This window comes from Pokkaliibacter sp. MBI-7, assembly GCF_029846635.1.
GTDB lineage: Bacteria > Pseudomonadota > Gammaproteobacteria > Pseudomonadales > Balneatricaceae > Pokkaliibacter.
In genome coordinates, this window is sequence record NZ_JARVTG010000001.1 from 1,022,501 (window position 1) to 1,036,498 (window position 13,998).

The following is a 13,998-nucleotide window of genomic DNA, read 5'->3' on the forward strand; positions in this document are numbered from 1 at the left end:
GAAGCACTCAGCGTGTCGCTGCGTCTTCAGTGGGGGCGCATTATAGGCACTTCCGCGAGGCTGTCAATACCTTTGTTTTACTACGCTCGCAGATCGTCATAACAGGCAGGAAAGCGTGATAAGCGCTTAAGATCTTGAAAGCACCGAGCCTTACACTTTTAAGGCACGAGCACGGGAGTGCTCTATATGTTCGGTAATCAACCTTACAGCCTGCTCCTCATCTCTAGCCTGAAAAGCGGCGATGATTTTCAGATGCTCTTCCATTACCGATGCCACCAATTCTGGAAGTATACCGATGCGCTCCTGACGGATTAAACGAATCTTGATGGAGTTGACCCGATAGACGTTCGAGACCAGCTCATTCTGGAGATGATCCACCATCATGTCATGCATCCCCCAGTCGATACTCTGGGCACGCTGCAGCAGTTCTCGGGAGACCACACCGGTGCTGGCCTCTTGCTGTATGTGCAGATGTTGCTGATACAGATCTTCAATCTGCTGGTCCGACGCGGTCTGCACGAAAATACGTGCAGCTTCTCGCTCAATCATCAACCGTAGCTGAAAAGCATTGCGGATCAACTCGAGATCAATATGCGCAATCTGCATTCCACGTTGCGGAATAGTACGAATTAAGCCATCAGCCTCCAGCCTCGGAATCAACTCCCTGATTGCTCCCAGAGGCATGCGTGTCAGCTCAACCAGCTCTCGTTGTGAAATGAACTGCCCAGGAGATATCTCCTGAGCCAGCAAGCGCTCGGTAAAAGTGTCGTACGCCTGATGACGTAGGGTACGTTCACCTCTGGCACCGGACGCTTTCGCCATATAAAAACTCCTTAATAAACCATTGGCAGCGTTGAGCCATCCACTTCAGGACGGAGCTCAGGCTGCCTGACTCACTCTATGCACACACCTGAACTACTTCGCAGGCAGGAACGACTGGCAATGATCAACCAGACGCATCCGAGCGTCGTCACTCAGCGCTAGTAACGGAGTACGGCAGCCCAGCCATTGCGCCTCATCATATGTCGCGGCAACAAGTGCTTTTACCGCCGGAATAACCGGATAGCACAGCACTTCATTGACCAGCGGCGTCAGCCCTGGATGAGCAGGCTGGCCCGCAACGACATCGATCAACCAGTCAGCGCGAAAGTTAGCGATACCGCTGATCGTGCCACTTGCCCCCAGACGCACAGCATCTTCAAGCAGACGCTCATCGCCGATCATGATCGCCAAATCAGGAAAATGTTCAAGCAGTGCCTTGGAGTTGGACCAGTCCCCTGCAGAATCTTTTACACCATAGACCAGTGCCGGAAATGCCTGCTTCAACTGCTGTATCAGCGATACCGACAGCGGCACCGCTGTTAACTGGGGAATGTGGTACAGAATCACTTCTGGTTGCTGCGACTGTACTGCTGATAAAACCTCAGAGAACCACTGCAGCAAGCCCTGCTCATCAACGCCTTTAAAGTAGAAAGGGGGGGCGAGCAGAAAGCGACGGCAACCTATATGCTGCCCCAAGGCAAACATATCCAGCACTTCTTCGTGAGACACCGCCAGCACACCGAGTACGAGCTTGCTGGCAGCAACGCCCTGCTGCAGCAGGAAGTCTACGACCTCGGCTTTCTCACGCATGCCAAGTGCAGGCCCTTCTCCCGTGGTGCCGAATAGTGTGACGCTGGCACAACCCTGTTGCAGCAGTCGTTGGACATGGCGCAGCAGCAGTGATTTATCAACCTGACCATCAGCCAGAAAAGGCGTGGTCAGGGCGGCAGAAACACCAAATTTATTGTTGTTAGTTTGGCTCATGGTGGACAGGTCCGTTCTTGAGTTAAGTGAATTTATTACTTGTATATCACTAACATGTTAGTTATACAATTAGCCTGTACATCACATATCGCTGCATGTTAGCCAAACGGCTGCTCGACGGACTATAGTGATCAGGCCGCTTGAACAGCATTACCAACAAAAATAATCAGGTAAGCACTATGCACAACAAAGCTCTTCCCGTTTTGTCCGGGTTTATTTTGGGCGCTGCCGCCATCAGCCTCAGTACCACAGCTGTCGCCGACCCACTGAAAATCCGCATATCTTCACCGGCGGTCGAGTCGGACTGGCATGCGCGCATGCTGACCGTATTCAAAGATGAGCTGGATAAGACTTCTCCCGGCCAGTTCGACGTCAATATTTTCCTGAACGCCAGCCTGTTCAAACAAGGGACAGAACCTGCTGCCATGCAGCGTGGCAACCTCGATATGGCCATGATCTCTGCACAAGACATCAGCAAGCAGATTCCTGAATGGTCCGTTTTTACCGCGGGTTACCTGATTCGCAGCCCGGAGCATCAGCAGCACGTGTTCCACTCACCACTGGGGCAGCAGTTCTACAAGATGGTCGAGGAAAAGATGCACATCAAAATCCTCGATGTCGGCTATCTGGGCAGTCGTGAGCTGAATCTTCGGGATGATAAGGAAATCAGGACGCCTGCTGATCTGGCAGGTGAGAAGTTGCGCATGCCCGGCTCGAAAGAATGGCAATTCCTTGGTCAGGCGCTGGGAGCCAACCCTGTCCCTCTGGCATTTGGCGAGGTGTATACCGCCCTGCAGACAGGCGCGGTAGATGGGCAGGACAACCCACTGCCAACCGTCCAGGCAGCCAAGTTCTATGAAGTGACCAAGCAGATCGTCCTGACCAATCACCTGGTCGATGCGATATTCCTGTCCATGTCGATGAAGACTTACGACAAGCTCACCGATGAACAGAAACAGCATGTGCAGGAAGCCGCCGCCAAAGCCGTCGCCTTCAACAACGCAGGTCGCATTGCTGATGAGCAGAAGCTTGTGCAGTTCTTCCGTGATCAGGGCCTGAAAGTCTACGAGCCCGATGTCAATGCCTTCCGCCAGCATGTACAGGAAATGTACAAATCATCCGAGATTGCCAAGTCCTGGCCTGCCGGGGTTGTCGATCAGATCAACGCCATTCAGTAAGAGACCCTCTGCCATGCGCTCTATCCTCGCGTTGGGTAAGCGCATAGCAGAAGCCGTTGCGGTGATGCTGTTCCTTGCCATGTTCAGCATTTTCCTGCTTCAGGTCTTCACTCGCTATGTGCTGAATCATCCACTGGGCTGGACCATCGAAGTCTGCCTGATCCTTTATATCTGGCTGGTGTTCTGGACTGCGGCGTTTTTGCTGCAAGAGTCTGAGCACGTTACGTTCAGCATGCTGTCAGAGGCCGTGTCTCCAGCGAAGCGCCGAATATTCATGATCATCGGCAGTCTTTGCCTGATGGTGGGATTTGGCTCGGCATTGCCGACCGTCGTGGATTATGTCGACTTCATGCAGATTGAAAGCGCACCTATCACGCAGATCCCTCTGAGTTACGTGTATGCGATTTTCCCGGTCTTCCTGCTGGCCGTCACACTGCGCTCCCTGCTCCGGCTTATCAGTCTGATCAGGCAGCGACCAGTAGCAAGACCAGCCAAGCCACCAGTACCGACGGCTGGCCCCGATAAGCTTTCCTCTTCTGACCAGCACGAGGTGATGAGCAAATGAGCAGTGCTTTTATCCTGGCGCTTGGTGCGTTCTTTGTTCTTGGGGCAATTGGTGCCCCCATCGCACTGGCGATGATGGTCAGTGCTATCGGTTACCTGTTTGCCACCGGACAGGACGTAGGCCTGCTGGCTGAGCAAAGCCTCAATGGGCTGTTCAACTCTTATGTGCTACTGGCAGTCCCCCTGTTTATCCTCGCGGCCAACTTCATGAATGCGGGAACGGTGAGCGACCGTCTGCTGGAGTTTTGCGTCGCCATTGTGGGTCGATTCCGTGGCGGGCTGGCGCAGGTCAATGTGGTTGCCAGTCTTATTTTCTCCGGCATGTCCGGCTCCGCTATTGCCGATGCGGCCGGTCTGGGTCGGGTCATTATTGAAATGATGTGCAAGCATGACCGCTATCCAGCGGGTTACGCTGCGGCCGTCACGGCAGCATCCAGCGTCATAGGGCCTATCATCCCGCCTTCCATTCCGATGATTCTGTACGCTCTGGTGTCCGACACGTCCATCGGTTATCTGTTTCTGGGAGGAATTCTGCCGGGCCTGATACTGGCGGCCGTCATGATGGTGCTGAACGCCTGGACGGCACGGCGCCGGGACTTCCCTCGTGACGAAGCTGTGCCATTGAAAGCCATACCGCGCATTACCGGGCGTGCCTTCCCGGCGCTTTTGCTGCCCGTGATTCTGCTGGCCGGTATCTACGGCGGTGCTGTCACACCGACCGAGGCCGCCGCTGTGGCCGCTGCCTATGCACTGCTGCTGGCTGCGGTGTTCTACCGATCTCTGACCCTCAGGGAATTCATAACACTGGTCAAAGATGGTGCGCGCTCAACCTCCGTGGTCGGTCTGATCATCGCTTCCGCACTGGTGTTCAACTACGTGGTTGCCAACGAAAACATTCCCAATATTGTCGCGGCTCATCTGGCGCATATTCAGATGTCACCGCTGCTGTTTCTGCTGCTGATCAACGTGCTGTTTCTGCTGCTGGGCTGTCTGTTCGATGCCACCACACTGCTGCTGATCGTCGTGCCGCTGTTCCTGCCCGCCGCCAGAGAGCTGGGTATCGACCTGGTTCATTTCGGGGTGATCATCACCATTAACATCATGCTGGGCCTGATCACTCCACCCTACGGAGTGCTGCTGTTCGTGATCAATGGTGTTACCGGTATACCGCTGAAGGACATCATCCGCGAGATCTGGCCTTTTATCGGGGTCATCCTGCTGGCGCTGCTGTTTATGGTGATCGTACCGGACAGCGTGCTGTGGCTACCCCGGCAGTTTGGCTACCTCGGCTAAACCATCCAACAGCACAGGGCTTGTAGCGAAAGCCCTGTGCCACACTTTTATGATCTGGATAACCAGCGACAATCATGGCGAAATGCGTTTAGAAAGCGGAGTCTGATCGCCCTGAAAGTGTATTCCTACGTATTCAACGCGGGAGGCCGGCACGCAGCCAATCCTGTTATCAGCCATTCTCCCGACTGGCACTGACAGAGATCTGCTCGCCGTCTTCAATAACAATATTGAGCAGGATCGGGCTGCAGCACACCGAGCAATCCTCGACGTATTCCTGCTCCTCTACTGAGCAATCTACCGTCACATCAATTTCTTCACCGCAATAGGGGCAAAACAAATTCTGCGTTTGCAGCGCTTGCATAAGTCATCTCCTTCGATCGTTATTCTTTACACGTCATAAAGCCTGCAGGTTCACAAGGCAGGCTCTTTCTATGGATGGGGTTGTATCGACAGACAGCAAGGCACCAGAGGTGGCCGTGGGTTACCAGACAGGACGAAGGGATACTGCTTATGCCCATAGCCCCACGCTGAAATGCAGAAAGGTGGCTAAAAGCCACCTTTCCGGAGAGGACTGACGAAAGCGCCTGCTCAGTTGGCCAGTTTAGGGGCTGGCATCCAGGTGGGCATGGCGACATCGGCATGGGCGAAGCTTGGCAGCTTGCTTTGCAGATCCTGCATATTGTTGATGTCCTTGTCGCTCAGCTCCTGCTGCGTAATCAGCGTTGGCGGAACGACCAGCTTGTGCTCAACATTCTCCCCCGCCAGCAACATTGCCAGAGCCCGCACACTGACCTCCCCCACAACAGTCGGGTTGGTCGCCGCCGTCGCTACCCACGGGCTGCCCGGCTCACGCATGGCCTGAATATCTGCGGTAGAGACATCCGCACTGTAGATTTTGACCGCATCGGCAATACCGGCCTCTTCCAGCGCAATCTTGGCGCCTTTGGCAAACTCATCAAAGGGAGCAAAGATCACGTTGATATCGGGATGCGCGCGCAGCACCGCAGCGGCCTGATCGGCAACGGAGTTGGCAATGGGGTTGTTGACCGTACCAAAGCGGGCCACTTCCTTGATACCGGAGTGCATGGTCTTGAACTGCGAGAAAACTTCATCTCGACGTTCCAGCGGGGGGAAACCGGGCACATAGACATAACCCACATTCATGCTCTCGCCGTTGTCCTTCATCGCCTGACTGAGAGTAAGGCGTGCCAGTTCGAAATCAGACTGCTCGATCTGCGGAATGGCTTCATTCTGCGCATCCACGTCAAACGCCACGACCTTGATACCCGCCTTGACCGCCTCTTCGGCTTTATCCTTGACGCTGTCGGTAAAACCGTGCTGCAGAATGATGCCATCGACGCCACTGTTAATGGCCTGATCAATCATGTCACGGTGACGGGCAGCATCCTGACGGGCATCCAGCACCTGCAGTTCAAATCCCAGTGCCGCCGCCTGTGCCTTTACCCCTGCCAGATAGGCCTCGAAAAAATCTCCCTGCGAAATGTAGCGCACCAGCGCCACTTTCTTTGCCGTCACCTGCAACGCAGCAGGCAGCTCTGCCTGGGCCGCACCGGTATACGCCAGTGCCCCCAGCAGCGCCCCCTGCAATATGCCTTTCAGATTGAGAGCATGTTTAAAACGCGTCATCGACTATCTCCTTTTCGATTCGGGATCCTGCCCTCACTCACTCTGCCGGACAGCGCGCATATCAACAGGCGCGATGCAGCGTCATGGAGGCAGGTTCTCAGTCGTCTCTTATTTTCAGTAGCACACAGACCCTGACGTCAGCGTCGCTGTGCCAGGCCAAAGGTAAACATCAGCGCCAGTACCAGCACGGCGCCCTTAATAAAGTCCTGTGCATAGTACGGCGCATTGAGCATGGTCAGGCCGTTGAGCAGCACACCGACGAACAGTGCCCCCATCACGGAGCCCAGCGCATTGGGCCGTGCCGCCCCCAGTACAGCAAAGCCCACCAGTGCCGCCGCCACCGCATCCATCAGCAGGCTGTTGCCCGAACTGACATCGCCGCGCCCTACCCGTGCCGCCAGCAGGATGCCACCAATGGCGGCATACACTCCGGACATCACATAAGCCAGATAGCGATAGCGGGCCACGGCCGCACCGGCCAGATGGGCCGCCGTGCGATTACCACCAATGGCATAAAACACCCGACCAAAACGGCTGCGCTCCAGCAGCAACCAGCTCAGCAGTGCCAGTACGGCCATAATGATGACCGGCACCGGCACCACGCCCGCTACCTTTTCCCGACCCAGCTGTAAAAAGGCAGCGGTAAAACGCCCCGTGGCCACACTGCCATCGGCCAGATTCATCCCGGTAGCAATAGAACGCCCTTCAGTGGGAATAAGTTGCAGCCCCAGCAGCAAGAACATCATGCCCAGCGTGGCCAGCAGATCAGGAATACGCATATGGACGGTGAGAAAGCCGTTGATCATCCCTACCACAACGCCCACGGCCAGGGCTGCCAGAATAGCCATGGCCGTTCCGCCATCCAGCACCACCAGCACATAGGAGGCCGTCATCATGGCGGTGGCCGCCGTAGCGCCGATGGAAAGATCAAACCCGTCCACCGCCAGTGTGGTGGTCACCCCCAGTGCCAGAATGGCGACGATAGCGACAGACTGCAGAATGATGAAAGCATTGCGCATACTGGCAAAAGCCGGTTCAAGGCTGCTGAACAGCACCAGCATGGCGGCCAGCAACACCAGCAGGCCATACTTGAACGCCACTTGCCGTGGCGACAGGGAAACAGAACCAGACATAGTTACTCCTCGGTCTCGTCGGTCAGGCGGATTGGGGAAGGGCTGAAATCTGGCGAATGACCATCTCGATATCCAGCTCATCAAGCCAGTGCTCACCCACCAGATGATCGTGGTTGAACACCAGCAGACGGTCTGCCAGCTCAAGGGCTTCTTCCAGATCGGTGCACAGCACCAGAGTGGCGCGCTGGTCACTGCTGTCTCGCAGCAAACGGGCAATATCCCGGCGCGCGCCAATATCGACGCCCTGAAATGGTTCTGCCAGCAACAGCACTTCACAGGGCATCTGAAGCCAGCGTGCCAGCATGACTTTCTGCTGGTTGCCCCCTGACAGCTTAGTCAGTTGCTGATCGGCGTGCTGATAGACCGTACCGGTCTGTGCCAGCACACGTTCACCATGCTCACGCTCAGGTCGGGATGACCAGAGTGCAGGCAGACCAATCTGACGCAAAAACGGCAGGGTCAGGTTATGCAGAATAGAAAAGGAGGGGATCACGCCGTTATTGCCACGCTCCTCCTGCACCATGAATACGCCCCCGGCAATGGCCGCTGCCGGTGACGCAGGCTGCCAGGGCTGATCATTGAGGCGCATGGCGCCTGCCTGTAACGGAGTCAGGCCGTACAGCGCCTCCAGCACCTTGTTGGCACCGCTCGACAGCAGCCCCGTCAGCACGGTGATTTCTCCGCGCCGTAACGACAGGTCAAAAGGACGGGCAGAAGCACTCAGCCGGGCCTGCTCAAAGCGGGCCACCTGCTGCTGCTCGCGACGCACAGTGTGCCCGACCTCCCCCACCGCATGGCCAAGCATGGCCTGTACAGCACGCCCGACATCAGGATCACTATCTTGCTCATCGACGATCACGCCATCACGCAGGGCGGCGATACGATCAGCCAGACGACGGATATCATTCAGCCGGTGAGTGATATAGAGAATCCCGGTGCCCTGCGCACGCAACTGCTCCACCAGCTGGAACAGACGCTCGGCCTCGGCGTCCGACAGGCTGGAAGTGGGCTCGTCAAGAATCAGCATACGCGGCTTGTGCGCCATTGCCCGGGCAATGGCAACACGCTGCTTGTCCGCCTGAGACAGCTGCGCCACAGGCGTTGACAGATCCACCTGCAGACCAACAGCATCCGCCAGTGGCTGCGCCTGCTCATGCATGCGACGTTCGGACAGCAGTGGTGCTATCGAGCCCGCGCAAAGGCGATCCAGCAGCAGGTTATCTGCCACACTGAGGGTTTGTACGACGTTGTCATTGATAATCTGGTGGACGGTGACGACACCGGCACTGACGGCAGCGGCGGGTGAATGCAGACTGACAGGCTGCCTACCCCAGCTGAGAGAACCCTGATCTGCCTGATGTACGCCGGAAAGAATGCGTACCAGTGTTGATTTACCGGCACCGTTGGCGCCCATCAGCGCGGTTACCCGACCGGCGGGCAAATCCAGATCAATACCTTTGAGTACCTGATGGGCAGCAAATGCCTTGGTCAGGCCACGTATGCGCAACGCATCCGCCTGACCGGATGCTGAGTGGGCGTTGGAGCTAGGCACCATGTGATCCTCGCGGTAACCCCGCAGCTACAGCACGCCCTGGCAGGGTCACGGCAGCCAGACGAAAACAGTCAGCGGGAGAGCCAGGAACCTGTCGCTGCGTAAAGCAGCACATCATTAACAGGTTCACAGGAAATACAAAGAGGGCAGAAGTGTAGGCAGGGCTATTTCAAATGTATACAAACAAGGTCTTCTAACCATATTCCTTTAAACGAATAGGGTTTATATAAGATCAACATGGCCGCCAGCGTCATCATCAGGGGCTGGTACACAGCCAGCAACCGCACGGGGCGATAGCTCCCCGCTGTACTTAGCAGCCAAACAGCACAGGCAGCGAGCGCAGTAAAATACGCGTCGCCTGAGCAACAGTCGCTGCCTGTCGCAACTGCAGCCTTTGCATAATAATGAGTGCAGGTTCGACAAGAGGATACCGAGTCCATGATGGTAGTACGCCCGATCCAGGCTGAAGACCGCGACGCCCTGCATGAGCTGGCCAGAAAAACCGGCCCAGGCTTCACCTCCCTGCAGGACGACGACCAGCAGATCAGCGCCAAGATCGAGAATGGCCTGGCCGCATTCATTGAGCAAAGCCGCGACGGTGAGGCCAGCTATGTCTTCGTCATGGAAGATCTGTCACAGGGGAGAGTGGTCGGTATCTGCGCAATTGAGGCTGCGGTGGGCCTGCATGACCCCTGGTACACCTATCATGTCGGCGTACAGGTGCATGCCTCACGCGAACTGAATGTCTACACCCGTCATGAAACCCTGACCCTCAATAACAACCACACCGGTTACTCCGAACTCTGCACCCTGTTCCTCGACCCTGAGTATCGTCAGGGCAAAAACGGCCACCTGCTTTCCAAGTCACGTTTTATGTTTATGGCGGAGCACCCGGAGCGCTTCTATCACAGCGTCATCGCTGAAATGCGCGGCTTCAGTGAAGACGGCGTTTCCCCCTTCTGGGAAGGGTTGGGTCGTACTTTCTTCTCGATGGACTTTGCCCAGGCGGATCAGCTGTCAGCCAAGGACAAAGGCTTTATCGCCGAGCTGATGCCCAAACACACCATCTATACCCACCTGTTACCCAGTGCCGCTCAGGCAGCCATTGGCCAAACCCATGAGCACACCACGCCCGCCCGTCGCCTGCTGGAAAGCGAAGGATTCCGCTACAACAACTATGTGGATATTTTCGATGCAGGCCCGACGCTGGAAGCACGAGTGCAGGACATACGGGCCATCCGCGAAAGTCGTTATGTCAAAGTGCAGGTGGGAGAAACCAGTGGCCGTGGCGAGCTGAGTCTGCTGGCCACCCTGTCGCTGGCTGATTTCCGCTGCTGTATGGCTCATACCGACGCGCTCGGTCAGGGCATCATCACTATCAATCAGCAGACCGCCGACGCACTGGGCGTGAAATCCGGCGCCACACTACGGACCGTCGGGCTGTTTGGCCGCAGTTAACAACCTTCACACCCTGAGCCATAGGGAAGAGGCAAAGGCAGAAACGACAAAAGCAGGTCATCGACCTGCTTTTGTGTTTTTCAGCTGAACAGCCTGTTAGACGCGGTGGTACAACTCCTGCCCCTGCTCGCGGAACTCCTCAGACTTGCTCTGCATGCCTTCCTCCGCCAGTGCATTGATTTCAGCAACCTGCTGATCATCCAGCTCGCGGACTTCCTGACTGATCTTCATGGAGCAGAACTTGGGGCCACACATGGAGCAGAAATGCGCCACCTTGGCTGACTCCTTGGGCAGGGTTTCATCGTGGAAAGCCTTGGCGGTATCGGGGTCCAGCGCCAGATTGAACTGATCATCCCAGCGGAACTCAAAACGCGCCTTGGACAGCGCATTATCACGAATTTGCGCGCCCGGATGGCCTTTGGCCAGATCGGCAGCATGGGCGGCAATCTTGTAGGTGATGATGCCGGTTTTGACATCGTCTTTATTCGGCAGACCCAGATGCTCCTTGGGCGTGACGTAGCACAACATGGCACAGCCATACCAGCCGATCATCGCGGCGCCAATGCCTGAAGTAATGTGGTCATAGCCAGGGGCAATGTCAGTGGTCAGTGGGCCAAGGGTGTAGAACGGTGCTTCATCACAATGCTTCAGCTGCTCGGTCATATTCTCCTGAATCTTGTGCATCGGCACATGACCCGGCCCCTCGATGATAGTCTGCACGTCGTGCTTCCAGGCAATTTTGGTCAGCTCACCCAGGGTACGCAACTCGGCAAACTGTGCCTCATCATTGGCATCGTAGACCGAACCGGGACGCAGGCCGTCACCCAGAGAGAAGGACACATCGTAGGCCTTCATAATCTCGCAGATATCTTCAAAGTGGGTGTAGAGGAAGTTTTCCTTGTGATGTGCCAGACACCACTTGGCCATGATGGAACCACCACGAGATACGATGCCGGTCATCCGTTTGGCCGTCATCGGTACATAACGCAGTAGCACACCAGCATGAATGGTGAAGTAGTCCACGCCCTGCTCGGCCTGCTCGATCAGGGTGTCGCGGAACAGTTCCCAGGTCAGCTCTTCGGCGATGCCACCGACCTTCTCCAGCGCCTGATAGATCGGCACCGTGCCGATGGGCACCGGGCTGTTACGCAGAATCCACTCGCGGGTTTCATGAATGTGCTTGCCCGTCGACAGATCCATGATGGTATCCGCACCCCAGCGAATGCCCCAGGTCATTTTTTCCACTTCTTCCTCAATGGAAGAGGTGACCGCCGAATTACCGATATTGCCGTTAATCTTCACCAGAAAGTTACGGCCAATAATCATCGGCTCCAGCTCAGGGTGATTGATATTGGCCGGAATAACAGCGCGGCCACGGGCCACTTCCTCACGCACGAACTCAGGGGTGATGTCCTGTGGAATATTGGCACCCCAGGAATGACCGGGAGCCTGCGTCTGCAGCAGGGCATTTTCTCTGGCCAGCTGCAGCTTCATATTTTCGCGAATAGCGATGAATTCCATTTCCGGCGTAATGATGCCCCGGCGGGCATAGTGTAGCTGGCTGACATTCTGACCGGCTTTGGCACGACGGGGATGGTGCTTCAGCTCAAAACGCAGTGCATCCAGACTGGGATCATTGGCACGACGACGACCGTACTCCGATGTCAGACTGGTCAGCAGCTCAGTGTCCTGACGCTCTTCAATCCAGTTGGCACGCAGATGAGGCAGCCCCTTACGGACATCGATCTGTACCGCGGGATCAGTGTAAGGACCAGAGGTGTCATATACCCGTACCGGTGGATTCTCTTCAGCACCAAACTGCGCAGGTGTGGGAGTCAGAGTTATTTCCCGCATCGGTACACGGATGTCTTCCCGTGATCCCTGAATATAGATTTTTTGTGAAGCGGGAAACGGCTGCACGGCCGCATCGTCGACCTTGGCGCGCTGACTCAGATGATGTTCAAGCATGGCTCTGTCCTTTTCTGTTGTTCTCTCGGCCAGATCCTGTGCCCGGCGCAACAGCGCGCGAGGCCTGGGATCCTCACGGCGGTGCTAGGGTTGATTATCAGTCATAGTGATGGAAGCACTGCCGGCAGAATCCTCTGACCACCAGTGATGAAAATGATGTACCGGGCCCAGCCCGTTGCCTACCTGCAACTGATCTGCAGCTCTCAGGGCATGATCCAGATAGGCCTTGGCCTGCGTCACCGCCTCTGCTAATGGCAACCCACAAGCCAGACCCGCAGTGATGGCAGCAGACAGGGTGCAGCCGGTGCCATGAGTATGGCGGGTCGCGATACGAGGGCTGACCAGACGACAGGACTGTGACGGAGTGAACAGCCAGTCCACCGCATCGCAGTCGCCGGGCAGATGCCCGCCTTTAATCAGCACGCCCTTAGCCCCCATGGCCAGCAGACGTTCGCCCAGACGCTGCATGCCGGCCTCGTCAACGGCTTCGGGCAGGCCTGTCATGGCAGCCGCTTCGGGCAGGTTGGGAGTGACCAGCGTGGCAAGCGGCAGCAACAGGCGGCAGAGGTTATCGATGGCTTCAGGCGCCAGCAGGGCATGACCACTTTTAGCAATCATTACCGGATCCACTACCAGAGATATGGCCCGGCCACGCAATTCATCAGCCACCGCGGCAATGATGTCAGCCCTTGCCAGCATCCCGGTCTTGCAGGCCGCGATGCGCAAATCATCAAGCACAACCTGCAGCTGCTGACGGACAAAGTCGGCACTGACTTCAAACAGCCCGTGTACGCCCTGCGTATTCTGTGCCGTCAGGCCTGAAATGACCGACGCACCGTACACACCGAGCGCAGAGAACGTCTTAAGATCAGCCTGAATGCCTGCCCCACCACCTGAATCCGAGCCTGCGATGGTCAGGGCCTGCGCGATGTGATGACGATGACTCTCCTGCGCGGCAGGAGATATCGGGCTGTCCGAAGTCGAAAGAGAAGAAGTGGTCACCAGGCCTCACCTTGTTGCCTTTCCAGCCGTCGCTGGTAAAGAGGTAGAAGACCCGCGTACAAAACCCAATGGCTGACATCGTCCCCGAGCGTAAAAACCACTATCAGAACCGGTACATGCAGACACGACTGCCGACCAGTCTGATCAGCAGTTTCAATACTCAGGAGGGAGAACAGGAGCCGGTGCGGGATGAGGTATCAGCAGACACCCGGAGTTGGCCACTCACTTGCACCAGACTTGCTTGTTTCCTACGCCAGTACGAACTGGATCAGGTTCACGGGTATCATCTCAGCCGTTGTTCACGGCACCCCGACAAGTAATTGACGCGCCCAGCAGGCGGTCGCTATAGGGCAGGCAGTGTAAAGAGCTTATTCAGGCAGTTCAAGCCTGAATAAAA

12 protein-coding genes and 1 riboswitch are annotated in these 13,998 nt (G+C 56.3%); of the genes, 4 read left to right on the forward strand and 8 right to left on the reverse strand.

Going from position 1 to position 13,998, the window contains the following annotated elements; translation table 11 throughout:
- Positions 1–150: 150 nt before the first annotated feature.
- Together QCD60_RS04525 and QCD60_RS04530 are read right to left on the reverse strand one after the other, a co-directional pair.
- Positions 151–822, reverse strand: coding sequence for a GntR family transcriptional regulator (locus QCD60_RS04525; protein ID WP_279782825.1), 672 nt, complete (start codon positions 820–822; stop codon positions 151–153).
- Between the two features lie 93 nt (positions 823–915).
- Positions 916–1,806, reverse strand: a complete 891-nt coding sequence (locus QCD60_RS04530; protein ID WP_279782827.1) for a dihydrodipicolinate synthase family protein — start codon at positions 1,804–1,806, stop codon at positions 916–918.
- Between the two features lie 179 nt (positions 1,807–1,985).
- Here QCD60_RS04530 and QCD60_RS04535 point away from each other — a divergent pair, with 179 nt between their 5' ends.
- Genes QCD60_RS04535 through QCD60_RS04545 form a run of 3 tightly spaced genes read left to right on the forward strand, consistent with a single transcriptional unit; the run spans position 1,986 to position 4,841 of the window.
- Positions 1,986–2,984, forward strand: coding sequence for a sialic acid TRAP transporter substrate-binding protein SiaP (locus QCD60_RS04535; protein ID WP_279782829.1), 999 nt, complete (start codon positions 1,986–1,988; stop codon positions 2,982–2,984).
- Between the two features lie 13 nt (positions 2,985–2,997).
- Complete coding sequence (locus tag QCD60_RS04540; protein WP_279782831.1) at positions 2,998–3,549, forward strand: TRAP transporter small permease; 552 nt, start codon at positions 2,998–3,000, stop codon at positions 3,547–3,549.
- Positions 3,546–4,841: a TRAP transporter large permease gene (locus QCD60_RS04545; protein WP_279782833.1), complete on the forward strand. Its 1,296-nt coding sequence runs from the start codon at positions 3,546–3,548 to the stop codon at positions 4,839–4,841. The genes QCD60_RS04540 and QCD60_RS04545 overlap by 4 nt, the downstream gene beginning before the upstream one ends.
- A 169-nt stretch (positions 4,842–5,010) precedes the next feature.
- Here QCD60_RS04545 and QCD60_RS04550 read toward each other — a convergent pair whose 3' ends face one another.
- The 4 genes from QCD60_RS04550 to QCD60_RS04565 all read right to left on the reverse strand — a co-directional run bounded on the left by QCD60_RS04550 (position 5,011) and on the right by QCD60_RS04565 (position 9,176).
- Complete coding sequence (locus tag QCD60_RS04550; protein ID WP_279782836.1) at positions 5,011–5,202, reverse strand: CPXCG motif-containing cysteine-rich protein; 192 nt, start codon at positions 5,200–5,202, stop codon at positions 5,011–5,013.
- Positions 5,203–5,429: 227 nt separating this feature from the next.
- Positions 5,430–6,488 (reverse strand): substrate-binding domain-containing protein, encoded by a 1,059-nt coding sequence (locus QCD60_RS04555; protein WP_279782838.1) that lies wholly within the window; start codon positions 6,486–6,488, stop codon positions 5,430–5,432.
- 137 nt (positions 6,489–6,625) lie between these two features.
- Positions 6,626–7,621 carry an ABC transporter permease gene (locus QCD60_RS04560; protein WP_279782840.1) on the reverse strand — a complete coding sequence of 332 codons (996 nt, stop codon included), beginning with the start codon at positions 7,619–7,621 and terminating at the stop codon, positions 6,626–6,628.
- A gap of 22 nt (positions 7,622–7,643) precedes the next feature.
- Entirely contained in the window at positions 7,644–9,176 is a 1,533-nt protein-coding gene (locus tag QCD60_RS04565; RefSeq protein ID WP_279782841.1) for a sugar ABC transporter ATP-binding protein, read from the reverse strand.
- 435 nt (positions 9,177–9,611) lie between these two features.
- Here QCD60_RS04565 and astA point away from each other — a divergent pair, with 435 nt between their 5' ends.
- Complete coding sequence (gene astA, locus QCD60_RS04570; protein ID WP_279782844.1) at positions 9,612–10,631, forward strand: arginine N-succinyltransferase; 1,020 nt, start codon at positions 9,612–9,614, stop codon at positions 10,629–10,631.
- Positions 10,632–10,727: 96 nt separating this feature from the next.
- Here astA and thiC read toward each other — a convergent pair whose 3' ends face one another.
- Positions 10,728–12,599, reverse strand: a complete 1,872-nt coding sequence (gene thiC, locus QCD60_RS04575; protein ID WP_279782846.1) for a phosphomethylpyrimidine synthase ThiC — start codon at positions 12,597–12,599, stop codon at positions 10,728–10,730.
- Between the two features lie 84 nt (positions 12,600–12,683).
- Positions 12,684–13,601: a bifunctional hydroxymethylpyrimidine kinase/phosphomethylpyrimidine kinase gene (gene thiD / locus QCD60_RS04580; RefSeq protein ID WP_279782849.1), complete on the reverse strand. Its 918-nt coding sequence runs from the start codon at positions 13,599–13,601 to the stop codon at positions 12,684–12,686.
- Positions 13,602–13,829: 228 nt separating this feature from the next.
- A riboswitch (TPP riboswitch) is annotated at positions 13,830–13,923 on the reverse strand.
- Positions 13,924–13,998 lie beyond the last annotated feature (75 nt).

Bases quoted from the DNA above. Each gene is read 5' to 3' on its own strand.
- QCD60_RS04530 (WP_279782827.1), bottom strand. From the start codon at position 1,806: ATGAGCCAAACTAACAACAATAAATTTGGTGTTTCTGCCGCCCTGACC.
- QCD60_RS04535 (WP_279782829.1), top strand. From the start codon at position 1,986: ATGCACAACAAAGCTCTTCCCGTTTTGTCCGGGTTTATTTTGGGCGCT.
- QCD60_RS04555 (WP_279782838.1), bottom strand. From the start codon at position 6,488: ATGACGCGTTTTAAACATGCTCTCAATCTGAAAGGCATATTGCAGGGG.
- QCD60_RS04560 (WP_279782840.1), bottom strand. From the start codon at position 7,621: ATGTCTGGTTCTGTTTCCCTGTCGCCACGGCAAGTGGCGTTCAAGTAT.
- QCD60_RS04540 (WP_279782831.1), top strand. From the start codon at position 2,998: ATGCGCTCTATCCTCGCGTTGGGTAAGCGCATAGCAGAAGCCGTTGCG.
- thiC (WP_279782846.1), bottom strand. From the start codon at position 12,599: ATGCTTGAACATCATCTGAGTCAGCGCGCCAAGGTCGACGATGCGGCC.
- QCD60_RS04565 (WP_279782841.1), bottom strand. From the start codon at position 9,176: ATGGTGCCTAGCTCCAACGCCCACTCAGCATCCGGTCAGGCGGATGCG.
- QCD60_RS04550 (WP_279782836.1), bottom strand. From the start codon at position 5,202: ATGCAAGCGCTGCAAACGCAGAATTTGTTTTGCCCCTATTGCGGTGAA.
- QCD60_RS04545 (WP_279782833.1), top strand. From the start codon at position 3,546: ATGAGCAGTGCTTTTATCCTGGCGCTTGGTGCGTTCTTTGTTCTTGGG.
- astA (WP_279782844.1), top strand. From the start codon at position 9,612: ATGATGGTAGTACGCCCGATCCAGGCTGAAGACCGCGACGCCCTGCAT.
- QCD60_RS04525 (WP_279782825.1), bottom strand. From the start codon at position 822: ATGGCGAAAGCGTCCGGTGCCAGAGGTGAACGTACCCTACGTCATCAG.